Source organism: Atlanticothrix silvestris CENA357 (genome assembly GCF_016056295.1).
Taxonomy (GTDB): Bacteria; Cyanobacteriota; Cyanobacteriia; order Cyanobacteriales; family Nostocaceae; genus Atlanticothrix; species Atlanticothrix silvestris.
Genome location: NZ_JAECZB010000105.1, coordinates 115,600 through 138,595, shown reverse-complemented (window position 1 = coordinate 138,595; position 22,996 = coordinate 115,600). Strand labels below are relative to the sequence as shown.

Annotated in this window: 17 protein-coding genes and 4 pseudogenes; 16 read left to right on the top strand and 5 right to left on the bottom strand. The window is 42.3% G+C overall.

Features of this window, described 5'->3' with window-relative positions:
- Positions 1-2: 2 nt before the first annotated feature.
- Positions 3-1,070, bottom strand: a complete 1,068-nt coding sequence (locus I8751_RS28205; protein WP_214442380.1) for an SGNH/GDSL hydrolase family protein — start codon at positions 1,068-1,070, stop codon at positions 3-5.
- Positions 1,071-1,529: 459 nt separating this feature from the next.
- Between I8751_RS28205 and I8751_RS28200 the strand changes: the two genes are divergently transcribed.
- The 5 genes and pseudogenes from I8751_RS28200 to I8751_RS28180 all read left to right on the top strand — a co-directional run.
- Complete coding sequence (locus tag I8751_RS28200; protein WP_214442379.1) at positions 1,530-1,742, top strand: helix-turn-helix domain-containing protein; 213 nt, start codon at positions 1,530-1,532, stop codon at positions 1,740-1,742.
- Positions 1,743-2,605: 863 nt separating this feature from the next.
- Positions 2,606-6,217 carry a pyruvate:ferredoxin (flavodoxin) oxidoreductase gene (gene nifJ / locus I8751_RS28195; RefSeq protein WP_214442451.1) on the top strand — a complete coding sequence of 1,204 codons (3,612 nt, stop codon included), beginning with the start codon at positions 2,606-2,608 and terminating at the stop codon, positions 6,215-6,217.
- A gap of 85 nt (positions 6,218-6,302) precedes the next feature.
- A pseudogene (locus I8751_RS28190) lies at positions 6,303-6,725 on the top strand (transposase); the annotation flags it as partial.
- Positions 6,726-7,015: 290 nt separating this feature from the next.
- Positions 7,016-7,120, top strand: a pseudogene (locus I8751_RS30545) (Uma2 family endonuclease); the annotation flags it as partial.
- Between the two features lie 102 nt (positions 7,121-7,222).
- Positions 7,223-7,495: pseudogene (locus I8751_RS28180) on the top strand (hypothetical protein); the annotation flags it as partial.
- A gap of 39 nt (positions 7,496-7,534) precedes the next feature.
- On the opposite strand, the gene pheS reads toward I8751_RS28180, so the two are convergent.
- Positions 7,535-8,527 carry a phenylalanine--tRNA ligase subunit alpha gene (gene pheS, locus I8751_RS28175; protein ID WP_214442378.1) on the bottom strand — a complete coding sequence of 331 codons (993 nt, stop codon included), beginning with the start codon at positions 8,525-8,527 and terminating at the stop codon, positions 7,535-7,537.
- A 272-nt stretch (positions 8,528-8,799) separates the two neighbouring features.
- Between pheS and surE the strand changes: the two genes are divergently transcribed.
- Both surE and I8751_RS28165 read left to right on the top strand, forming a co-directional pair.
- A complete protein-coding gene (surE, locus tag I8751_RS28170) occupies positions 8,800-9,597 on the top strand; it encodes a 5'/3'-nucleotidase SurE (protein ID WP_214442377.1) in 798 nt (265 codons plus the stop codon).
- A gap of 302 nt (positions 9,598-9,899) precedes the next feature.
- On the top strand, positions 9,900-10,796 hold the full coding sequence (locus tag I8751_RS28165) for an MBL fold metallo-hydrolase (RefSeq protein WP_214442376.1): 897 nt from the start codon (positions 9,900-9,902) through the stop codon (positions 10,794-10,796).
- Positions 10,797-10,868: 72 nt separating this feature from the next.
- On the opposite strand, the gene I8751_RS28160 is transcribed toward I8751_RS28165, so the two are convergent.
- A complete protein-coding gene (locus tag I8751_RS28160; RefSeq protein ID WP_214442375.1) occupies positions 10,869-11,069 on the bottom strand; it encodes a hypothetical protein in 201 nt (66 codons plus the stop codon).
- A gap of 50 nt (positions 11,070-11,119) precedes the next feature.
- Between I8751_RS28160 and I8751_RS28155 the strand changes: the two genes are divergently transcribed.
- The 4 genes from I8751_RS28155 to I8751_RS28140 all read left to right on the top strand — a co-directional run bounded on the left by I8751_RS28155 (position 11,120) and on the right by I8751_RS28140 (position 13,845).
- The gene (locus I8751_RS28155) at positions 11,120-12,148 is read left to right on the top strand and encodes a bifunctional riboflavin kinase/FAD synthetase (RefSeq protein ID WP_214442374.1); all 1,029 of its coding nucleotides are present in this window, start codon (positions 11,120-11,122) and stop codon (positions 12,146-12,148) included.
- A gap of 105 nt (positions 12,149-12,253) precedes the next feature.
- The gene (locus tag I8751_RS28150; protein ID WP_214442373.1) at positions 12,254-13,162 is read left to right on the top strand and encodes an AAA family ATPase; all 909 of its coding nucleotides are present in this window, start codon (positions 12,254-12,256) and stop codon (positions 13,160-13,162) included.
- Between the two features lie 73 nt (positions 13,163-13,235).
- Positions 13,236-13,493, top strand: a complete 258-nt coding sequence (locus I8751_RS28145) for a type II toxin-antitoxin system RelN family antitoxin (protein ID WP_214442372.1) — start codon at positions 13,236-13,238, stop codon at positions 13,491-13,493.
- On the top strand, positions 13,483-13,845 hold the full coding sequence (locus I8751_RS28140) for a type II toxin-antitoxin system RelE family toxin (RefSeq protein ID WP_214442371.1): 363 nt from the start codon (positions 13,483-13,485) through the stop codon (positions 13,843-13,845). The genes I8751_RS28145 and I8751_RS28140 overlap by 11 nt, the downstream gene beginning before the upstream one ends.
- A 24-nt stretch (positions 13,846-13,869) precedes the next feature.
- On the opposite strand, the gene I8751_RS28135 is transcribed toward I8751_RS28140, so the two are convergent.
- Entirely contained in the window at positions 13,870-14,085 is a 216-nt protein-coding gene (locus I8751_RS28135; protein ID WP_214442458.1) for a hypothetical protein, read from the bottom strand.
- On the opposite strand from I8751_RS28135, the gene I8751_RS28130 reads away from it, so the two are divergent.
- The 5 genes and pseudogenes from I8751_RS28130 to I8751_RS28110 all read left to right on the top strand — a co-directional run bounded on the left by I8751_RS28130 (position 14,018) and on the right by I8751_RS28110 (position 22,187).
- On the top strand, positions 14,018-14,554 hold the full coding sequence (locus I8751_RS28130; protein WP_214442370.1) for a diheme cytochrome c: 537 nt from the start codon (positions 14,018-14,020) through the stop codon (positions 14,552-14,554). The two genes, I8751_RS28135 and I8751_RS28130, sit on opposite strands and share 68 nt — an antisense overlap.
- A gap of 323 nt (positions 14,555-14,877) precedes the next feature.
- On the top strand, positions 14,878-17,670 hold the full coding sequence (secA, locus tag I8751_RS28125; RefSeq protein WP_214442369.1) for a preprotein translocase subunit SecA: 2,793 nt from the start codon (positions 14,878-14,880) through the stop codon (positions 17,668-17,670).
- A 254-nt stretch (positions 17,671-17,924) separates the two neighbouring features.
- Positions 17,925-18,830: a peptidoglycan-binding domain-containing protein gene (locus I8751_RS28120; protein ID WP_214442368.1), complete on the top strand. Its 906-nt coding sequence runs from the start codon at positions 17,925-17,927 to the stop codon at positions 18,828-18,830.
- Positions 18,831-19,041: 211 nt separating this feature from the next.
- Positions 19,042-19,281, top strand: a pseudogene (locus I8751_RS28115) (DUF4351 domain-containing protein); the annotation flags it as partial.
- A gap of 524 nt (positions 19,282-19,805) precedes the next feature.
- Positions 19,806-22,187, top strand: a complete 2,382-nt coding sequence (locus I8751_RS28110; protein WP_214442367.1) for a phosphoketolase family protein — start codon at positions 19,806-19,808, stop codon at positions 22,185-22,187.
- A gap of 261 nt (positions 22,188-22,448) precedes the next feature.
- Here the strand turns inward: I8751_RS28110 and I8751_RS29975 are convergent.
- Positions 22,449-22,996, bottom strand: a 548-nt coding sequence (locus I8751_RS29975; RefSeq protein ID WP_225894471.1) for a HEAT repeat domain-containing protein, incomplete at its 5' end; no start/stop codon positions are given.

Sequence of the window (22,996 nt, the reverse complement as noted above, 5' to 3'; positions counted from 1 at the left end):
GCTCAATTTTCGCGCTGTGTGAGCTTGATTTGTACCTGCTGTAGGGCTGAGCGCCAAACATCATATCCGTCTTGAGACAGATGCAAACCATCTGTGGTTAACTCTGGACGCATATTGCCTTCAAAATCTGTAAACCAACTATAGATATTCAAATAATTAGCTTTTTCTTCATTGGCAATCAAAGCCAGTTGTATATTGATGCGACGAATGCGGCTATTAGGAATTGTTGCTAAACGAGTAGGCAGAATTGATTGAACAATGATTTGAGCTTTTGGGTGACTTTGCCGTAGACTACGGATAATTCGGCGGTGATTACGCAAAATCATACCATCACTAGCACCTTTTCGTAAGTCGTTAATTCCAGCCATGATGTAAATTACATCTGGTCGTGTTGCCGAAAATGCTCCTAATCTTTTTAAAATTCCGCCAGAAGTATCTCCAGATATGCCCTGATTTAACCACAATTTTCCAGTAGGCAATTTTTGCGTGGGAAACCACAAACTTAAAGAATCACCAACTAAGATACTGAGATGATTTTCACCTTGACCTTGGGTGATTGCTTTAGCTTCCAAAACTAATAAACTTTTCCAGTCCTCATAAGTGAGTTGACGCTTATTGACTGACTCCCACGATGATTGCACACTACTGCCATCCATGCGCGTATAAATCTGCCCTGTTTTCAGAGCCGCCAATCTTTGATAATAAAGTTGATTGCCAGATGTCAGTGAAATTTGAGGCTGTTGGTAACTGGGGTTAAGTAATGCCTCTGTTGACACTGGTAATTCTTGGTTATCAAATTCTGGCAAAGCGGTATCAGAACTAGGGATATTTTGCTGATCTGCTGTTGATTGCAAAGTATCTGGGGCTAGCAATACCTGTCCACTAAATTCTGGTAAAGAGATATCGAAGCTGGGGATATGTTTCTGAGCTACTGTTGGTTGCGAACCATTTTGTAAATCTGACAGGAATTTAGTACTTTCTGGGATGATAATCGACACCTGTGGAAGAGCCGATGCTGGTAATGCTAATCCTGTTAACAAGCTCGCTGCCAACAGATAAGAGTCCCTCATCGCTTTGTTTATCCTCTACTTACTGCTTTTTCCTATGACAGTATCAATTACCTATATTCGGGAAAATTTTACTACTGCTAAGTTATTATTTTTATTTAAACTGTATAGTTCTGTAAAGCGGGTTAACAAGATTATGTTTGACAATTTACAATTTCTTTAAAGCATATTTTGACTGAATAGTAGGCAAATTTTGTCAATTAAGATATTTTGCTGAAAGTACTAATTTTATCAAGACTAGAACTGATCAGCTTTTTTGCTGTTGATGTTGCTAGGATAATGAATACCTGAAATCAAGAGTCGGAATTCTCAAAACTGCGGCGATCGCCTGAAGTTTGCTAAATGCAGAGGCGAACTCTGATAAGACACTGTGCATAGCTTACTTCGACCTAGGAGTAAGCATCTACGCTTTTTTATTTCTCATATAAAATTAGACGATGCGATCGCATCACTTTGTCGAATATGGGATTAGTTAGATTAAAAATTCGAGAACTAGCACAAGAAAAAGGATGGACACTGAAAGAAGTTTCAGACCGTTCTGGGGTGATTTACAGCACAGTCAGAAGCTATGCTCGGCGTTCGGCAATGACAACAGTTGATTTTACTGCCATTCACAAGCTAGCTCGTACCTTTAATGTGATGATTGAAGACTTGGTGGAAATTCTGGAAGATTGACACTGATAGCCTCAGAATATCCACTGAAAAAAATAATGGAGAAGCGATCGCATCGCACCCCATGCTCTCACATATTCTAATCTTTTAGCCGTGTTCCTGTGCCACTCATACTAAATATGAAGTGAAAAAATACAGCAGTTGCCACTTAGCTTAGGACGTCAATAATCTTGGGTAAAGGATTAAAAAACAAACCCTTTAACCCTTTCCCCCACCCCTTCTTCCCTGTTCTCTGTTCCCTGCTATACCTATCGCAAATTATTCATAGTTTTAATAAATTCGCTATCAACCTATACATTTTCTTATTTATTTAATCTTTGAGAAGTACATATTAAGAAACTGATTGTACCAAGCAAACAAGAACATAAAATATCCCCGAACCTATACCCCAGAAAAGATCATCAATTGCCTGAAAGGTCTATCAGTTAATAACTTCAACTTTTGAGTACATCATTAATACTTATTAATAGATGGATTAGCAGGGATGGGACACTCATAGAAGACGCATTTCTGGAAATTTCAATTAATAGCCGAAAGCCCTCAAAAAATCATTTAAGTCAATATTGAATTTCAGTAGTACTGAGTTCTACTCCATAGCTAAAGCTAGAGAGAAGTTGCAAAAAGGAGCCAGTGCTGTAGGAGGGTTTGCCGATCCAGAAAACTGGTGCCAGTTTCCCTCTGTGGCAAACTTCAGAAAGCTTGAGTTAAGGAAGAGATTTCTTTTTTCAACTCAGCAATTTTCTGTTGAAACTTCAAGGCAGAAGACATAACACACCAGCTTCCTGGCTCAGGCTATTTCTAACTCTTCTCTTCACGCAGTTTAGAAGACCAAGCAATTGATCGAAAGTGAGACAGGAAGAAAAATGATGAACAGAACCTTTGCAACCATTGATGGTAATGAAGCTGTCGCTCGTGTTGCTTACAAATTAAATGAGGTGATTGCCATTTATCCCATTACCCCCTCTTCGGCAATGGGTGAATGGGCAGATGCTTGGTCAGCAGAAAGTCGTCCCAACCTCTGGCAGACAATTCCTAGTGTCATCCAAATGCAGAGCGAAGGGGGAGCTGCTGGTGCTGTGCATGGGGCGTTACAAACTGGTTCCTTGAGTACCACCTTTACAGCATCTCAGGGACTATTGCTGATGATTCCTAACCTCTACAAAATTGCTGGTGAGCTAACTAGCGCCGTGGTTCATGTAGCTGCGCGTTCCTTAGCTACACACGCTCTTTCTATTTTTGGTGATCATAGCGATGTGATGGCGGCTCGTGCTACTGGCTTTGCTTTATTGTGTTCTGCCTCGGTGCAAGAAAGTCAAGACTTTGCTCTGATTGCCCATGCAGCTACTCTAGAAGCGCGAGTCTCGTTTATGCACTTCTTTGATGGGTTCCGTACTTCCCATGAAGTGCAGAAGGTGAAATTGCTATCAGATGAAGATTTACGATCGCTAATTCCTGATCAGCTAGTACTTGCTCATCGCTCACGCGCTCTTACCCCAGACCGCCCTGTAATGCGTGGTACAGCCCAAAATTCGGATGTTTACTTCCAAGCCCGTGAAGGGGCTAACCCCTACTACAGCGCCTGTCCCGCCATTGTACAGCGGATTATGGAGCGATTTGGAGAACTCACAGGCAGGCATTACCAAATCTATGAATACCACGGAGCTAGTGATGCTAAGCGCGTCATTGTACTTATGGGTTCAGGCTGTGAAACCGTTCATGAAACAGTAGATTACCTCAACGCTCGTGGTGAAAAAGTGGGAGTTATGAAAGTGCGACTCTATCGTCCTTTTGATGTTGACAGATTTGTTGCAGCATTGCCTGCAAGTGTACAAGCGATCGCTGTTCTGGATCGCACCAAAGAACCAGGTAGCGCGGGTGAGCCATTATATTTGGATGTGGTAACTGCTATACATGAAATCTGGGACGAAAGAGGAAGTGGAAGATGTGGAGATGAGGAGAATACTTCTAACTCTTCACTCAACACTCCTAAAGTGGTTGGTGGTCGTTACGGTCTTTCTTCTAAAGAATTTACCCCAGCAATGGTAAAGGGTATTTTCGACAATCTGAACCAAGCTAAGCCAAAAAATCACTTTACTGTGGGGATTAATGACGACGTTAGTCATACATCCCTAGATTTTGACCCGAACTTCTCCACTGAACCCGATAACGTCGTTCGGGCAATGTTCTACGGGTTAGGTTCTGATGGTACAGTTGGGGCTAACAAAAACTCGATCAAGATTATTGGTGAACAAACCGATAACTACGCCCAAGGTTACTTTGTTTACGACTCCAAAAAATCAGGTTCGATCACTGTTTCTCACCTACGCTTCGGCCCCCAACCGATTCGTTCTACCTACCTGATTGACAAAGCCAACTTCATCGGTTGTCATCACTGGGGCTTTTTAGAACGTATTGATGTTTTGCAAGCTGCTGTGACTGGGGCAACTTTGCTCCTCAACAGTCCATACAATGCGGATACTGTCTGGCAATATTTACCTTTAAAAGTACAGCAGCAAATTATCGACAAGCATCTGAAGTTTTATGTGATTGATGCTAGCCAAGTCGCTCGTGAAAGTGGCATGGGGGGAAGAATTAACACCATTATGCAGGTATGCTTCTTTGCCTTAGCGGGTGTCTTGCCAGAAACAGAAGCGATCGCCAAAATTAAACAAGCGATCGAAAAGACTTACGGTAAAAAAGGTGCAGAAGTTGTGCAAATGAATTTGCAAGCTGTAGATAACACCCTTGCTAACTTGCATAAGGTAGATGTACCAAGTCAAACCAGCAGCACTATTACTAGACAATCCCCCGTTTCTGTTCATGCTCCCGAATTTGTTCAGGAAGTGTTAGGGCGAATTATAGAATGGCAAGGTGATGCCTTACCCGTCAGCGCCCTACCAGCCGACGGGACTTTTCCTACAGGTACAGCTAAATGGGAAAAACGTAACGTTGCCGAAGAGATACCTGCATGGGAACCAGATGTTTGCGTACAGTGCGGTAAGTGCGTCATGGTTTGTCCCCATAGCGCCATCCGTGCTAAGGCTTATCAACCAAATGAGTTGATTAATGCACCGCCTACCTTTAAGTCAACCGATACTAGAGATAAAGACTTTGCTAATCAAAAATTTACTATTCAAGTCGCCCCGGAAGATTGTACGGGGTGCGCTATTTGTGTAACTATTTGTCCTGCTAAAAATAAAAATGAGCCGTTGCGTAAAGCGATTAATATGGCACAGCAGTTGCCTTTGCGAGAGCAAGAGCGCAAAAACTGGGATTATTTCTTAAATTTGCCCAATCCTGACCGACGGCAGTTGAAATTAAACCAAATTCGGCAACAACAATTACAAGAACCTTTATTTGAATTTTCTGGTGCGTGTGCCGGTTGTGGCGAAACACCTTATTTAAAATTATTAACACAATTATTTGGCGATCGCTCCGTAATTGCCAATGCTACAGGCTGTTCGTCAATTTATGGTGGCAATCTCCCTACCACTCCTTGGACAACAAATACCGAAGGACGCGGCCCAGCATGGTCAAATAGTCTATTTGAAGATAACGCCGAGTTCGGTTTAGGCTTTCGTCTATCAGTAGAGAAACAAACAGAATTTGCCGCAGAATTACTACAAAAATTAAGTCATGTAATAGATGAAAAACTTATTGATTCCATCCTCACTGCTGAACAAAAATCTGAAGCTGATATTTGGGAACAGCGCGAAAGGGTGGCACTTTTAAAACAAAATTTAGATCAAATTTTAACTACAGTAATAAACTTAAATTTAAAATCTCAAATCCAAAATCTTAAATCCCTAGCTGATTATTTAGTTAAAAAAAGCGTCTGGATTATTGGCGGTGATGGTTGGGCTTATGACATTGATTTTGGCGGTATCGATCATGTAATTGCCAGTGGTCGTAATGTCAATATTTTGGTGATGGATACAGAAGTGTATTCCAACACAGGCGGTCAATCTTCTAAAGCCACCCCACGCGCCGCAGTGGCTAAATTTGCCGCCAGTGGCAAACCTGCACCAAAAAAAGATTTAGGCTTGATTGCCATGACCTACGGTAATGTCTACGTAGCAAGTGTAGCCCTAGGTGCAAAAGATGAACATACCCTGAAGGCATTTTTAGAAGCAGAGGCTTACGATGGCCCTTCGTTAATTATTGCTTACAGCCATTGCATAGCCCACGGCATCAACATGACCACGGGAATGAATCACCAAAAAGCCCTGATAGAATCAGGTCGATGGTTGCTGTATCGTCACAATCCAGAGTTAGTTCAACAAGGTAAAAATCCCTTGCAATTAGATATGCGATCGCCTACAAAATCAGTAGAACAATCAATGTATCAAGAACATCGCTTCAAAATGCTAACTAAAAGCAAACCCGAAGTTGCCCAGCAGTTATTAGAACAAGCACAAGCTGAAGTTGATGCTCGTTGGCAAATGTATCAATATTTGGCACAGAGGAAAATTAGTTAATCGTTATTTAAGCTTGTTTTTCATCCTCTGCTTGTTGGCTCAATTTCGCCTGCTCACTGCCTCTGAGCGCCTTGCGGTAAACGATAGTAGTACAGGTGTGATTAGTGGATTTACTCTCACTCCGGCAAACGGTAGTGAACGCGAAGCACTTTGGGATTTAATCTCACGAATTCAAGGTCAATTAATTGGAGATAAGGGATATCTGAGCAAATTTTTGTCTTCAGAACTTGCTCTTGTTGGTATTTTTTTGCAAACTCCTGTGCGTTCTAATATGCCAGACTCTCGTAGCCAATCTTTAGTTCGGTTGATGGAGCGTTTTCGTCGCCGAATTGAAACAGTTATTGGTCAACTTGTTGACAGATTCCACATCGAGAAGATTCGTGCCAGAGATATGTGGCATCTTACCAGTCGCCTTAATTGCAAGATTTTAGCTCATACTGTCTGTTTCTGGCTTAATCCCTATCATTGTGACCCTCTTCAATTCGATGAACTTGTTACAGAATATTAAGTCGCACATTGCGTTAGTTCATATACAAGTATTCTATAGATCTATAACTATTTATTATGCGGAAATTCTCCATTTATGACACTCAGCAATTGAGCTATACACAGAGTTACGACTATTTTAATCGTAATATCCAGAAATTTTATTAATATCGTCAATTTTGAAGTATTATACAGATTTTTTCCGCATAACTACCTTATTTAGGGTGCATATAAAAAATGCTTATTCATTAAATATGCTGATATTAAACTGTCCTAATTGAGTAAATGAACCTCTGTAAAAAAAAAGAATGAACTGTTAATCAAGCAGTATCAATTACCTTAGTAGTTGAGGTAGTTAGTACTAACTGGAGAGATGATTTTTTAAAAAAAGCAGTTGACTATGAAACAGTGGGCATCTTATACCAATCTGCAAAAAGAATGAGACAGATAAACTGCTTGTAGAAACACGATTCATCGCGTCTACCAAAGGATGTGTTGCAATCATTATTTGAACTAGTATTAGAAGACTGGATTGTTGATGAGGACACTGCGTTGGAAGGGTTTCCCTGCTTGAAGCAAGTGTCCGTCGATTATGTTGCTTTAGGTGGTAGGCGATTTATCGGCAATCCTAAGCAACCAACTATCTCGATTTACTCGTTAGTTGAGGGGGAATGCCAAATCCAGCAGTTCAGAAACGCCGATGCTTCCAGGGAACGCATCCAATCACCAACGTTCCCGGAGTTGAATTTAACCGCTGAACAGATTTTTCAAGCTGGAAATCTGCCAAGATAACCTTAGCAGTGCGATCGCAATTCGGGTAATACTGAAAAATTAAAATTGTTGCAAAAACCGCAAATCGCTAGCATACAAGCGGCGAATATCATCGATTTGGTGTAACACCATTGCAAAGCGTTCTACACCAAAGCCAGCAGCAAACCCAGTATATACTTCTGGGTCATAACCAACAGCTTTTAAGACATTCGGATCAACCATACCGCAGCCCATTACCTCCAACCAGCGACCGTTCCACTGCAAATCCACCTCAGCAGACGGTTCGGTAAAGGGGAAGTAACTTGCACGAAAACGAATTGGTAAATCGCCAAACATCGCTTGCAAAAACAGCTTAATTGTGCCTTTGAGGTCTGTAAATGTTAGTCCTTCATCAATTGCTAAAAGTTCTATCTGGTGGAAAACTGCCGAGTGAGTTGCATCTACATTATCTCGCCGATAAACTCTCCCTGGAGCAATCACCCGAACGGGCGGCTCTTCTTTTTCCATGTAACGGATTTGTACAGATGAGGTATGAGTCCGCAATAGATTGCCATCTGGCAGGTAGAAAGTATCCTGCATATCACGGGCGGGATGGTCAGGGGGGGTGTTCAGAGCCTCAAAATTGTAATAATCTGTTTCCATTTCTGGACCTTCTGCTACGGTGTAGCCCATACCCACAAATATATCTAGCGCTCGATCAATAATGCCATTGAGAGGATGAATCCGACCTTGGGGGCGGAAAATTCCCGGCATAGTCACATCTAAGGTTTCTGCTTCTAGCTGGGAGCGAATTTGTGCAGCTTCCAAAGCAGCACGTTGCTGGTCTAGACTAGTTTGCAGGGATTCTTTGACAGTATTAGCAATCGCCCCAATTTTCGGTCGTTCCTCTGCACTCATTTGTCCCATACTTCGCAGCAGCGCCCCCAGTTCTCCCTTTTTACCCAAATATTTAACTCTGAGTTCTTCTAGGTGTTCTAGGGTATCGGTGGCGGCGATCGCTTTTTCTCCTTCTTGGCGTAGTGCTAAAAGTTGAGCCTCTAAATTGCTAGTCATTAGTTATTAGTTATTAGTCAATTAATCAATATTAAAAGGGAACAGGCAACGGGCAACAGGAAAATCCCAGTCAAAACTATACTTCTGTTTACCAGTTTAGAAGCGATCAAGTTTTGCGATCGCTTTTCCCTTTATTGAAAGCTGCAAAAAACCTTATCCCGATTCCCAATGCCCCATGCCCAAGCATAGTTTTTTATATATTTGTGATCACAGACATTGACAATTGTCCCTTGACTGTCGACCATTGACTGTTGACCGTTGACTATTGATCCATGAAATTACTCATTAGTAATGATGACGGAATTTCTGCCTTAGGTATTCGTACCCTAGCCAACTGCTTGGCAGAAGCAGGTCATCATGTAACTGTAGTTTGCCCAGATCGAGAGCGATCGGCAACTGGACATGGATTAACCATGCACCAACCGATTCGCGCTGAAATTGTCGAGTCGATTTTTCATCCCGCCGTTAAGGCTTGGGCTTGCGATGGCACTCCCTCAGACTGTGTAAAGTTAGCATTGTGGGCTTTACTAGAGTCACCACCTGATTTGGTACTCTCTGGTATTAACCAAGGTGCAAATTTAGGAACAGAAATTCTTTATTCCGGTACTGTTTCTGCGGCCATGGAAGGTCTAATTGAAGGTATTCCCAGCATAGCGCTGAGTCTTACCAGTCATACATCCAAAGACTTTCAATCTGCTGCCAAGTTTTCCAAAATTCTCGTGGAGCAACTAGCGTTAAAACCTCTACCAGGTTTGATGTTACTTAACGTCAATGTTCCTGCTGTCAAGTGGGAAGAAATTGCCGGTGTCACTTTCACTCGGCAGGGAATACGCCGCTATGTTGATGTTTTTGATCAGCGAGTCGATCCTCGTGGCAAAACTTACTATTGGTTGACTGGAGAAGTTTTAGAAGATGTAGAACCTCCAGAAGGTTTAAATCTTCCGCAGAATGTGCCTATTGATGTGCATGTAATCCGTAAAAACTACATTAGCGTCACGCCATTACAATACAATCTTACCTATGGCAATGCACTGGAGCAATTGTCTAATTGGGAGTTTCAGTTTCCCTAAATTGTTTGGCTTAAATGATTTGAGCTACGGGTAAGTCGCAAAATCTAGTTAAATGCCTTACCGCAAAATTTAGGCTATAAAGTAGGAGCGCTATTGATATTAATGATACACCTAAGCTGGCACAAATTGAGGCGACTGTCTTACAGTACCTCACCTGCATTTACAAAACCAACCTTAAACAGTGTATGCTGTTTTACCAGTAAAACACCCTTCCAGCAAAATGCAGTAAAACAGCATAGATTTAACCAAACAAATAACATCTGTCTTAATTGATCGCCCGCTTAATCCAGCAAGCAACACCCATGTCCAGGATAGAAAACCAATTTACTGTGCAATTTTGGGGCGTTCGTGGGAGCATCCCCAGTCCAGGGTCACACACCGTCCGTTATGGTGGAAATACCCCTTGCGTTGAGATGCAAGTGGGCGGTAAACGCTTAATTTTCGATGGTGGCACGGGACTGCATGTTTTGGGGCAATCTTTATTGCCTCAAATGCCGATAGAAGGTCATATATTTTTTACCCATTCTCACTGGGATCACATGCAGGGTTTTCCCTTTTTTGTCCCAGGTTTTGTCAAAGGCAATCATTTTTATATTTATGGCGCGATCGCTCCTGATGGTTCCACCATAGAACAGCGCCTTAATGACCAGATGCTCCATCCAAATTTTCCCGTGCCCTTGCAGATTATGCAAGCAAATTTAAATTTTCACGACATCAAGCCAGGACAAGCAATACATATTAATGACGTTACCATAGAAACGGCATCGCTAAACCATCCAGGTGAAGCTGTCGGATACCGAGTTAACTGGCACGGTGGTGCTGCTGTTTATATTACTGATACAGAACATTTTCCGGATCGACTGGATGAAAATGTTCTTTGGTTATCTCGGAATGCGGACATCTTGATCTACGATTCCACCTATACTGATGAGGAATATCATTCACCATCATCACCTAAAATCGGTTGGGGACATTCTACTTGGCAAGAAGCAGTGAAACTGGCCAAAGCTGCTAATGTCAAAACTTTGGTGATTTACCACCATGATCCCGCCCACAATGATGACTTTTTGGATTGTGTCGGGGAACAAGCAGCAAAAGAATTTCCTGGTGCAATTATGGCAAGAGAAGGAATGCGACTCCAGGTTCCTGCCTCAGTTTCCTTATCAGAATCTTTTCCTATCAGCAAGTTTTCTGTGTAAAGGTGGCAATCGAAGCAATCATCAATTTTAGATTAGATTGGTGATCAAGAGCTGTTAGCACCAAAGCGTACTTCACGGTAATGCTGCAACAACAGAAGGACACACTTGCGCAAAGGTCAGCGAAGAGAGAAGGGATAGTACAAACACAAAGGGTAATTTCAAATCTTTCCCTTTTTCCCAACCCACATCAAAGATGAAGAGTACTTTCCCTGCTTCCCCTGCTTCCCCTGCTTCCTCTGCTCCCCCTGGACTTCCTTGGTGGCGGTTTTCCATAAGGTAGCTTGTGGCTGATAGCTAAACAAACCTAAAATCCCAGAATCCAAGTGCTAAATTTGTCTCAAAATGGATGTTCTGTGTGGGTTGCTTCTTCGACCAAAGGGCTGCTAACACCAACTGCTGTTGCTCTTGGCAAATTTGATGGTGTGCATCTTGGCCATCATAGAGTCATTCAACCAGTCTTACACGGTGGTAATCAGTTGTCAGTAGGAGCTAGTCCGCAGTCAAATGAAAATGAACATACATACTCCACAGTCGTCACTTTTCATCCCCATCCACAGGAGTTTTTTACGGGACAACCCCGTGCTTTATTAACACCATTGGATGAAAAAATTGAACAATTGCGATCGCTTGGGGTAGAGCAATTAGTACTACTGCCCTTCGATAAAGAACTATCTGCTTTATCTCCCGAAGACTTCGTAGAAAAGATTCTCGTGCAACGACTGCAATGCCAGCGAGTTAGTGTTGGGCAAGATTTTTGTTTTGGTAAACAGCGCCGTGGTACTGCCAAAGATTTGCAATTGCTGGCCGCCAATTATCAGATACCAGTTACTATTGTTCCCTTGCAAACTTATGCAGACAACGCTCCCGTCAAAGATATCCCCATTAGCACTTCACTAATCCGCCATTCTTTAGAAAGTGGTGACATTAAAAATGCCAACCTACTGCTAGGGCGGCCTTACACTCTTGTTGGTGTTGTGGTTCAAGGTCAACAATTAGGCAGAACTATTGGTTTTCCTACCGCTAATCTTCAACTACCAAACGACAAGTTTGTACCCCACAAAGGTGTTTACGCTGTCCGCGTTTCGATTGTGAGTGAAACGCCAGATGTTCATGCGCCTATTCAAATATTGGGTGTGATGAATATAGGCGATCGCCCAACAGTAAATGGTACATGTTTATCTGTAGAAGTACATTTATTTGATTGGGCTAATGATTTATATGGCAAAAAACTGGCTGTGCAGCTGATCGAATTTTTGCGCTCTGAACAGAAATTTCCTGATCTAGAAGCTTTGAAAACGCAAATTCAACTTGATTGCACCATTGCTAGAGAAATTTTAAGTGCTGGATGCTGAATTTTGATTGCTAAGCGGGAATACTAGATGAGGGAATGGAGAGCAAAGCATAGGTTATTCTCCATTCCAATTTCTTAATTACCCAATTACCAATCCCTGTGGTACATGAGAGAAAAAATTGATGCTCTGACTCAAAATCTGGCTCGTACCATCGTTGGGAAAAACGAAGCAATACAATTAGTCCTAGTCGCCCTCTTAGGTGGTGGTCATGCCTTGCTAGAAGATGTCCCTGGAGTAGGCAAAACTCTCCTCGCTAAATCTCTAGCTCGTTCAGTAGATGGTAAGTTTCAACGGCTACAATGTACACCCGATTTACTACCAACTGACATTACAGGCACTAATATTTGGAACCCCAAAAGCGGTGAATTTACTTTTCTCTCTGGGCCAGTGTTTGCTAACGTACTGCTAGCCGATGAAATCAACCGCGCGACACCCCGCACCCAGTCAGCTTTACTAGAAGTAATGGAAGAGCATCAAGTAACAGTCGATGGTGTCTCTCGTACAGTTCCTCAGCCCTTTTTTGTAATTGCTACCCAAAATCCCATAGAGTACCAAGGCACTTTTCCGTTGCCAGAAGCACAAATGGATCGGTTTATGTTGTCGTTGAGTTTGGGTTATCCTTCTGCGGCAGAAGAACTAGAAATGCTGCAAAAACGAACATACAGTGCCAATGTAGCTGATTTATTACCTTGTATTACCTTGGCAGAAGTGGCTCAATTGCGTGAGTACTGCTCCAAAGTACGAGTAGAAACATCTTTACAACAGTACATCTTAGAGTTGGTCAGAGCTACAAGGCAAGATGAAGAAATCACTTTGGGCGTTAGTCCACGCGGTACTGTGGCGCTACAACGGGCAACCCAAGCATTAGCTTTTTTGTTGGGGCGTGATTATGCCATTCCCGATGATGTAAAGTTTCTCGTACCTCACGTTCTTTGCCATCGGCTAATTCCCAGGGGTGGACGTAGTGCTAGAACTGTTGTCGAGCGATTATTGCGATCGGTTGCTATTCCTTAAGGTAAACTTTGGTTTCCTTATCCTGCTTAAATTTCACCATGTTAGGATCTCCTACAAACGAGGTGGATAAGAAATGAAAGCGATCGAAGTTACTGGCAAAATTGATGCTCAGGGAAATTTAATTCTAGATGAGCCAATTCAGGGAACGACTTATCCTCATCAGGTGCGGGTAATTGTCTTAGTTCCAGAACAAGTAGAAGTAGAAGAAGTTGACCCTGACGATACGCCAGTTGAAGAGATTAAAGCCAGCTTGAGGAGAGCTTTGCAGCAAGCAAAAGCAGGGCAAACTAGACCGATTAGTGAGCTATGGGACAGAATTGATGCAGAGTGATGACGCGGTTGTAATTCGCTTCTCTGATGAATTTGAGGAGGAACTTTACAGACTCTCAAAGAGATTTCGCAATATTCGCTCTGATGTACAAGCAATTATTGAGGAACTCCAACAAGGAAACTTTGTCGGCGATCGCATTGGCGGTCTTGGTGAGGAGTATATTGTTTACAAAGTGAGAGTTCGCAACAGTAATATCCAAAAAGGTAAAAGCGCCGGATATCGTTTAATTTATCAACTTGAGTCACCTACAAATATTTTGCTACTAACAATTTGTTCCAAGTCTGACCGACAAGATATTGGGGCAAATGAAATTCGAGATATTGTGGCTGATTTTTATAATCAAGAAGGTTAAATCCGTTAAGATTGTTAGATATTTTTAAATCTTGATAATTTTTTTGTATTTTTTTGGGAAAGCGATCGCACATAAATAAGTCTTTCCTAAATTCCAAGCCTGAAACACCTCTAACCCCAGGAAAGTCATATTATTAGCTACAGGCTCAACTAAGTATCTGGGAATGTGAGGAATGTCAAATCTTGTTAAGCGTAAATCGCGCCAACTCAAATGCCGTCCCTTGGGTTTATTTTTGGTCATTTTAGCTTGGAGTCTAACTATGGGTTGGCTTCTGGAATCGACAACTAACGTTTACAGTGCCACTCCCGCCTCAGAAGTTGGCACCGTTGACGTAGTACCTGCACAGTACCAGCTAGGACAAGAACTATACTTAGAAAATTGTTCTACCTGTCACATCGCTCTCCCACCAGCTGTATTACCCACCCAAACCTGGAAAAATATCCTAGAAGACTCACAGCATTACGGCGCACAACTCAAGCCTTTAATCGATCCGCCTCGCATTCTTGTATGGAGATATCTGTCTACTTTTTCTCGCACACAGCTAAAAGATGAAGCAACACCCTATCGGGTTAATAATTCTCGTTATTTTAAAGCTTTACATCCCCAAGTAGATTTACCACGTCCTGTGCAAATTAGCAGTTGTGTCAGTTGTCATCCTAGCGCTAACGACTATAATTTCCGCCGACTCAGCCAAGAATGGGAGAAGTAGGGAAGATGAGGGGGACAAGGAAAAAGATTTATTGAAACTTCTCCCCTGCTCCCCACCCCAAAAGGCGGGCAATCGCTACCCAGCAAGATCGGCGTTCTCTGCCTCAGTTGGAGGTGAAATGATACTATTAAAAGAGTTTCAAATTTAAACTATAAAATAAACCCAATCAGTTGATTAAATGATTGGATCTGCTTTTTGGTGTTTTTGAGTTAATTCTCCTTTGATACCCATCCACAACCAAAACGGCTGGGTTGGGTGAAATTCTTATAATCAATGCCAAACCTTTAATTCCCATCCCCCTTGATTTAGTTCCATAAACTGCCATGCTAAAACTCTTGTTGGGCGATCCCAACGCTCGTAAACTTAAAAAATACCAACCTTATATCAGTGAAGTTAACCTCTTAGAGGAAGATATTAAGGCTCTTTCTGATGAGGAGTTAAAAGGCAAAACAGCAGAGTTTAGACAGCGGATTGCCAAAGGCGAAACCCTGGACGATATCTTGCCTGAAGCTTTCGCTGTGGTCAGGGAAGCAGGTAGGAGAGTCTTAGGTTTGCGGCATTTTGATGTCCAGTTGTTGGGTGGTGTCATTCTCCACTCTGGACAAATTGCGGAAATGAAAACCGGGGAAGGCAAAACCCTGGTTGCCACCTTACCGAGTTATTTAAATGCCCTGACTGGCAAGGGTGTACACGTTGTTACAGTCAACGATTATCTAGCTCGCCGGGACGCGGAATGGATGGGGCAGGTACATCGTTTTCTGGGTCTGAGTGTGGGGCTAATTCAGGCGAGTATGACTCCCTCAGAACGCCAGAAAAACTATGAGTGTGATATTACTTATGTCACCAACAGTGAGGTAGGTTTTGACTACCTACGGGATAATATGTCTACATCAATGGCTGATGTGGTGCAACGCCCGTTTAACTATTGTGTAATTGACGAAGTAGACTCGATTTTAATTGATGAGGCGCGGACACCGCTGATTATTTCTGGACAGGTAGAAAGACCTACAGAAAAATATTTAAAAGCAGCCGAAATCGCATTTACTCTCAAAAAAGATGAGCATTACGAAGTTGACGAAAAAGCTCGTAATGTGCTGTTAAGTGATGAAGGTTTTGCGGAATCAGAAAATCTTTTGGGGGTCACAGATTTATTTGACCCAGAAGATCCGTGGGCGCATTTCATGTTCAATGCTATTAAAGCCAAAGAACTGTTCCTTAAGGATGTGAACTATATCGTTCGGAATGGGGAAGTGGTAATTGTGGATGAATTTACCGGACGGGTACTACCTGGACGGCGCTGGAGTGATGGTCTGCATCAGGCAATTGAAGCTAAAGAGCATGTAGATATTCAGCCAGAGACTCAAACTCTAGCAACAATTACTTATCAAAACTTATTCTTGCTCTATCCTAAACTGGGTGGGATGACAGGAACTGCCAAGACAGAAGAACCAGAGTTTGAAAAAATTTATAAATTAGAAGTAGCGGTAATTCCCACCAATCGCAACCGTAGACGGCAAGACTTGTCTGATATGGTATTTAAAACCGAAATGGGCAAGTGGGGGGCGATCGCCAAAGAATGTGCCGAAATGCACGAACTCGGCAGACCAGTATTGGTAGGAACCACTAGCGTTGAAAAATCTGAACTACTCAGCCGTCTGCTCAAACAGATGGAGATTCCCCACGAATTACTCAATGCCAGACCAGAAAACGTGGAACGGGAAGCCGAAATTGTTGCCCAGGCAGGACGCAGGGGTGCTGTAACAATTGCTACTAACATGGCAGGTAGAGGTACAGACATCATCCTCGGTGGTAACTCCGAATACATGGCGCGTTTGAAACTGCGGGAATACTTGTTGCCTCGGATTGTAATGCCAGAAGATGAAGATGTCTTCGGTGTACAAAGAGCAGCCGGATTGCCTATAGGACATGGTGGCGGTCAAGGTTTTGTTCCTGGTAAAAAAATCAAAACTTGGAAAGCTTCTCCCGAAATTTTCCCCACTCAACTTTCTAAAGAAGCAGAACAGCTATTAAAAGAAGCAGTAGAAACTGCGGTGCGGGAATATGGCGATCGCAGTTTGCCAGAACTAGAAGCAGAAGACAAAGTAGCTGTAGCAGCAGAAAAAGCTCCCATCGATGACCCTGTAATTAAAAAATTGCGCGCAGCTTACAACTGTGTGAAGCAAGAGTATGAACAATTCACTGAACGAGAGCATAATGAAGTAGTAGAACTGGGTGGCTTGCACGTAATTGGTACAGAACGCCACGAATCAAGGCGGATTGATAACCAGTTACGCGGACGTGCTGGACGACAAGGCGACCCTGGTTCGACACGATTTTTCTTAAGTTTAGAAGATAATCTGCTGCGGATTTTTGGTGGCGATCGCGTGGCTGGATTAATGAACGCTTTCCAAGTCGAAGAAGACATGCCCATCGAATCGGGAATGTTGACTCGTAGTTTGGAAGGCGCACAGAAAAAAGTTGAAACCTACTACTACGACATCCGCAAACAGGTGTTTGAGTACGACGAGGTGATGAACAATCAACGTCGCGCCATCTATGCCGAACGTCGTCGAGTGTTAGAAGGTCAAGATTTAAAAGAACAGGTGATCAAGTACGCTGAAAAAACGATGGATGACATCGTGGACTTCTACATCAACCCAGACTTACCCTCGGAAGAATGGGAGTTAGAAAAGTTGGTGGAAAAAGTCAAAGAATTTGTTTACCTGCTTGCCGACATGCAGCCAAATCAATTAGAGGATATGTCTGTCAGCGAAATCAAAGCTTTCCTCCACGAACAGGTGCGAATTGCCTACGACCTCAAAGAAGCACAAATTGATCAAATTCAGCCTGGACTGATGCGGCAAGCCGAACGCTTCTTTATTTTGCAACGTATTGATACCTTGTGGCGCGAACACCTGCAACAAATGGATGCCTTGCGTGAATCAGTAGGATTACGTGGATACGGTCAAAAAGACCCACTGATTGAATACAAGAGCGAGGGTTACGAACTTTTCTTGGATATGATGGTCAATATCCGCCGAGATGTCGTTTACTCGCTGTTTATGTTCCAGCCCCAGCCTCAACCAGTAGTCCAAACATCATCCGAGATGGTTTAGGGTTAAGCTCCATAAATAAAAAAATCTCACGCAAAGATGCAAAGACTCTAAAAAAGGCTTTGCATTTTTGTGTATTGGTACATTATGTTACTAAACAAAATTAATTATTGTCTTTGCCTTCCTGCCATAAATCATAAAGTATTAGTAATAATTGTGGCAGAAATTTTTACATGAGAGTATAGTTTCAAACATCAAACCCACGTCAAAATGACGTTTATACCTAATTAATAGGTAAATATAGGCAGGTGTGCAATATGAAACTACAAGATTTTCTCGGAAAAGAAGAAAAATGGGGATTTGAGGCGATCGCTCAAGATTTAGAATTGGCTCGTCAAATTCAGATATTATTAATTGGTTTGAGCCTATTGGAACCTCCAGCTGATAGTAAGTTTGGGCCAGTTTCTGTAGCCTCTCTCAAAAAATTTCAAGAATTGACAAAGACTGGAGAAAGTGAATTTTTAGGAGCAGTCACAGCCAAAAAATTAATTGAGACCAAACCAGAAGATCTTCCTCAACCTCCTTTAAAACTAGGCAATGACATTGCCAGCAGAATTGTAAAATACATGCTGGCACAGAAATATCAAGTATTCACTGCACCAAAAGAATACAACATCGTTTATATAGAAGGAATGAATGGTGATTGGAGTCTTAACAGTGATGCTGCCAATGAATTTAATGATCGGCGAATTGTCATCGAAATAGTCGATGGAGTTCCCAAAATCGTAGATCATTGGCAAGCTACTACCGAACCAGGTAAATATTACACTGTCAATCCGATGAATCCTGGAGGAGCCGCCAGAATTAAGTTTGGACAATACAAAGCTTGGGCGGTTGGGACGCACGGTAATGCAGAACGTCACGAAGCATTAGTGCAAGTTGGGCCGATTACCGTTCACCGAGATTCCGACAAAAATTTTCAACGGACTGGTGACAAAACTGACACAGGTCTTTTTTACGTTAATCAACACTGGGGTTATGATGCCCCTAGCAATGATATTAAAAATGCTAGTGCAGGTTGTTTAGTAGGACGTATGCGCCAAGGGCATCGAGAATTCATGGCAATAATTAAACAAGATCGCCGCTATGTAGCTAATAGTAGTTATGTTTTTTATACAACAATCATTCCTGGAGACGATTTAGTAAAGAAGTTCCCCGGATGAGTTTTTATATCTAAATTGGGGTGTGGCATAACGTATGTGGTGATAAAAAAAATGTTTTGCCCACCCTATTATTCCCAGTCCTATAACTGTCAAATCAGGTGCAATTTTCAACAATGGCAGAATATGACAACTTGTGTAAAATTCTTGCAGAAACATATCCTTTTGATTTTGCCCATTGGTTCTTGAATCAACAACCTCAACAAATCACCATTTTAAGAAAGATTTGATTCGTCAACTACTGAGCGAAGATATGATGCAATAGTCAGTTATTTATCAAGATATTTTGCACAAGGGAGAACAAAAGGAAGCTTTGCGTTTTTTACAACGTCTTTTAAGCCGGCGATTTGGAAAAATAGATTCATCAATAGTTGAGCGACTGAAGGTTCTATCTACTGAACAATTAGAAGTATTAGGAGAGGAGTTTTTAGATTTTGCTGATGTATCTGATTGAGTTGCTTGGCTTGAGCAGAATATTAATAAATCAAGTAGTTTTTAGCAATACTAACTTGAGTGCAATCGCTGAAGATTGGCTTACAACACTCAAATTAATCTTCAGTGGTGATAAAAACTCTACGCCACTTGCGCTTTGGAGGTATTAAACCAGATCAAAAACAACTAATCCGCGTAGTGTAAATAAACGTCCATCAAAAGAAATATTTTTAAATTGTGTTCATTAGATATTTTGAATGTATTACAAGATAATTCTCTATCTTACTTATTTTTAAAAATAAATAAAATTAATCTTAAAAAATACTCAGTACTATACTTAGCCTGTTAGCCTTTGTGAGAGGACGTTATCGGCATTTGTTCAGGTTTATTTCTAGATTAGAAAAAGTGTATTAAGTAGCTCGTAATCATTAGCTTCCCAGCTTAAAACTGGTAAATTTGTCATGAGTAAGATGACTCACATACCGTAAATGATTAAACTGTCATACGAAATGAACTTGTCAATTTACTTTTGTAATGGAGTTTAAGATGACATTAACAACTACTCCACAGACAAAGCCTTTAAAAGATGAAGAACTGCACAAAATGAATGCCTACTGGCGTGCAGCGAACTATCTTTCAGTTGGGCAAATATATTTGCTCGACAATCCACTGCTGAAAGAACCATTAAAGTTGGAACACGTCAAACCTAGACTGCTGGGTCACTGGGGAACAACACCAGGGCTGAACTTTATCTATGTTCACCTGAATCGGGTAATCAAAAAGTATGACCTAAACACGATCTACATTGCTGGGCCAGGTCATGGCGGCCCTGGATTAGTAGCCAACACTTACCTCGAAGGTACTTACAGCGAATACTACCCCAACATTTCTCAAGATGCTGAGGGTATGCAGAAACTTTTCAAACAGTTTTCATTTCCTGGTGGTATTCCCAGCCACGTAGCACCAGAAACCCCTGGTTCTATTCATGAAGGTGGTGAATTAGGTTATGCCCTTGTTCACGCCTATGGTGCTGCTTTTGATAACCCTGACTTGGTGGTTGCTGCTGTTGTTGGTGATGGCGAAGCTGAAACTGGTGCTTTAGCTACTAGCTGGCATTCCAACAAATTCCTCAACCCGGTGCGTGATGGTGCAGTACTGCCGATTCTGCATCTCAATGGATATAAAATAGCTAACCCAACTTTATTAGCACGATTAAGCTATCAAGAGTTGGAGAGCTTATTTGTGGGCTATGGTTATAAACCTTACTTTGTAGAAGGTGTTGAACCCGCAGATGTGCATCAACAAATGGCTGCGACTTTAGACATAGCGATCGCCGAAATTCAAAGCATCCAAAGAGAAGCCCGCGTACATGGCTTTACCGAACGTCCCCAGTGGCCGATGATTATCCTTAGAACCCCCAAAGGTTGGACAGGGCCGAAGGATGTAGATGGGAAAAAAACAGAGGGTTTCTGGCGATCGCACCAAGTCCCTTTTGGAGAATTAGTAAGTAAGCCAGAACACCTAAAATTGCTAGAAGAGTGGATGAAGAGTTATAAACCCGAAGAACTCTTTGATGCTAACGGCAAGTTAATTGCAGAATTGGCAGAACTGGCTCCCGAAGGACATCGACGCATGGGTGATAATCCCCACGCTAATGGCGGAATTTTGCTGCGTGATTTGAAGATGCCCAACTTTCAAGATTATGGAGTAGATGTTCCCCAACCGGGTACAAGTTACGCCGAAGCCACCAAAGTGATGTCAACATTCCTCCGGGATGTGATGAAACTCAATCTGGAAAGCCAAAACTTCCGGATTTTTGGCCCCGATGAAACAGCATCCAATCGCCTGAGTGCAGTGTTGGAAGTCACTGATCGGGCTTGGACTGCCGAAACTCTTCCAGAAGATGAAAATTTATCTCCTAATGGTCGAGTGATGGAAATTCTCAGCGAAACGACTTGCCAAGGCTGGTTAGAAGGTTACTTGCTCACAGGTCGTCATGGGTTCTTCTCCTGCTATGAAGCATTTATCCATATAGTGGATTCCATGCTTAATCAGCACGCCAAATGGCTCAAAACCACCAATGATATTCCCTGGCGTAGACCAATTGCTTCTCTAAACTACCTGCTGACATCCCACGTTTGGCGGCAAGATCACAACGGTTTCTCGCACCAAGACCCCGGTTTTATTGATCATGTGCTTAACAAAAAAGCGGAAATAGTGCGGGTGTATCTTCCCCCCGATGCCAATACTCTGCTGTCGGTAACAGACCATTGCTTGAACAGCCGCCAATATGTCAACGTAATTGTTGCTGGGAAGCAACCATCGTTGCAATATTTAGATATGGATGCAGCTATCAAGCATTGCACTAAAGGTATTGGTATTTGGGAATGGGCAAGCAATGATCAAGGCAGCGAACCAGATGTAGTCATGGCTTGCGCTGGAGATGTTCCCACCTTAGAAACCTTAGCTGCTGTGGATATTTTGCGCCAGAACTTCCCTGAGTTGAAGGTGCGGGTAGTCAACGTAGTCGACTTGATGACATTACAACCAAAAAGTGAGCATCCCCACGGCTTAAGCAGTAAAGACTTCGATACGATTTTTACTACCGACAAACCGATCATCTTTGCTTTTCATGGTTATCCGTGGCTAATCCATCGCCTAACTTATCGCCATACCAACCACAATAACCTACATGTACGGGGTTATAAAGAAGAGGGAACCACCACTACCCCCTTTGATATGGTCGTTCTCAACGATCTTGATCGCTTTGACTTGGTGATGGACGTAATTGATCGCGTACCAAAGTTGGGGGCTAAGGCGGCTTATGTCAAGCAAAGACTGCAAGACAAGCTCATCGAACACCAACACTACATTTCTGAGCATGGTGAAGATATGCCAGAAATTCGTGATTGGAAGTGGCCGTATTAATCGGTTTAGTTGACAAAGTTAGCTGTTGAGGCAAGCAGGGGAATATCAGGAGAATAATAATCAGTGTTCTATGCCCCCTGCTTTGCTCAATTAAGAATTAAAAATTGGGCGTTGCATAATTGTGGGATGATTTACCTCACGCAGAGGCGCAGAGACGCAGAGAGGATAACGAGTTTGAGATTCTAATAAATCCAATTTCATTCCATGATTCAGCAACGCCAAAAATTGAATTAATTCGATTTCATTTTTAATTTTTAATTTTTAATTCCCAAGGGGATGCCCATGCCCAAAATCTGCTAACTTCTTCTTAGCAAATTCGCGCACTTGCTCATCTGGGTCGTTTTCTGCTTTATCGCGTAATAGTGACAAGGTCTGGGAATGGTGAGGATATTGTTCAATAATTGCCTCAATAGCTACTTGTCGAGGATTTTCTTGAAAATTGTACTCGCGCTGAAAGGGATCGTTGACAGCACAGTTGTAGAACACTTCAAACATGCCGGGGTGATCTTTAAATCCTCTCGCTAATTCCTGCATTGCTGCTTGTCGCACAGCTGAATTTTTATCAACAATCGCCCGCTTTTTGAGGATGGGGAGGGTATCAGGATCATGTTTGAACCCCCGCGCTAATTCTTGCACTGCTGCTTGTCGCACATCAGAATATTTATCAGATGTGGCATGTTTCTTGAGAATAGGAAGAATATCGGGGTCATGTTTGAACCCCCGCGCTAATTCTTGTAATGCTGCGCGGCGTACATATTCATTATCATCAGCAGTGGCGCGTTGTTTGAGAATGGGGAGAATGTCGGGGT

Bases quoted from the DNA above. Each gene is read 5' to 3' on its own strand.
- I8751_RS28205 (WP_214442380.1), bottom strand. From the start codon at position 1,070: ATGAGGGACTCTTATCTGTTGGCAGCGAGCTTGTTAACAGGATTAGCA.
- I8751_RS28200 (WP_214442379.1), top strand. From the start codon at position 1,530: ATGGGATTAGTTAGATTAAAAATTCGAGAACTAGCACAAGAAAAAGGA.
- nifJ (WP_214442451.1), top strand. From the start codon at position 2,606: ATGAACAGAACCTTTGCAACCATTGATGGTAATGAAGCTGTCGCTCGT.
- pheS (WP_214442378.1), bottom strand. From the start codon at position 8,527: ATGACTAGCAATTTAGAGGCTCAACTTTTAGCACTACGCCAAGAAGGA.
- surE (WP_214442377.1), top strand. From the start codon at position 8,800: ATGAAATTACTCATTAGTAATGATGACGGAATTTCTGCCTTAGGTATT.
- I8751_RS28165 (WP_214442376.1), top strand. From the start codon at position 9,900: ATGTCCAGGATAGAAAACCAATTTACTGTGCAATTTTGGGGCGTTCGT.
- I8751_RS28160 (WP_214442375.1), bottom strand. From the start codon at position 11,069: ATGGAAAACCGCCACCAAGGAAGTCCAGGGGGAGCAGAGGAAGCAGGG.
- I8751_RS28150 (WP_214442373.1), top strand. From the start codon at position 12,254: ATGAGAGAAAAAATTGATGCTCTGACTCAAAATCTGGCTCGTACCATC.
- I8751_RS28145 (WP_214442372.1), top strand. From the start codon at position 13,236: ATGAAAGCGATCGAAGTTACTGGCAAAATTGATGCTCAGGGAAATTTA.
- I8751_RS28140 (WP_214442371.1), top strand. From the start codon at position 13,483: ATGCAGAGTGATGACGCGGTTGTAATTCGCTTCTCTGATGAATTTGAG.
- I8751_RS28130 (WP_214442370.1), top strand. From the start codon at position 14,018: ATGTCAAATCTTGTTAAGCGTAAATCGCGCCAACTCAAATGCCGTCCC.
- I8751_RS28135 (WP_214442458.1), bottom strand. From the start codon at position 14,085: ATGACCAAAAATAAACCCAAGGGACGGCATTTGAGTTGGCGCGATTTA.
- secA (WP_214442369.1), top strand. From the start codon at position 14,878: ATGCTAAAACTCTTGTTGGGCGATCCCAACGCTCGTAAACTTAAAAAA.
- I8751_RS28120 (WP_214442368.1), top strand. From the start codon at position 17,925: ATGAAACTACAAGATTTTCTCGGAAAAGAAGAAAAATGGGGATTTGAG.
- I8751_RS28110 (WP_214442367.1), top strand. From the start codon at position 19,806: ATGACATTAACAACTACTCCACAGACAAAGCCTTTAAAAGATGAAGAA.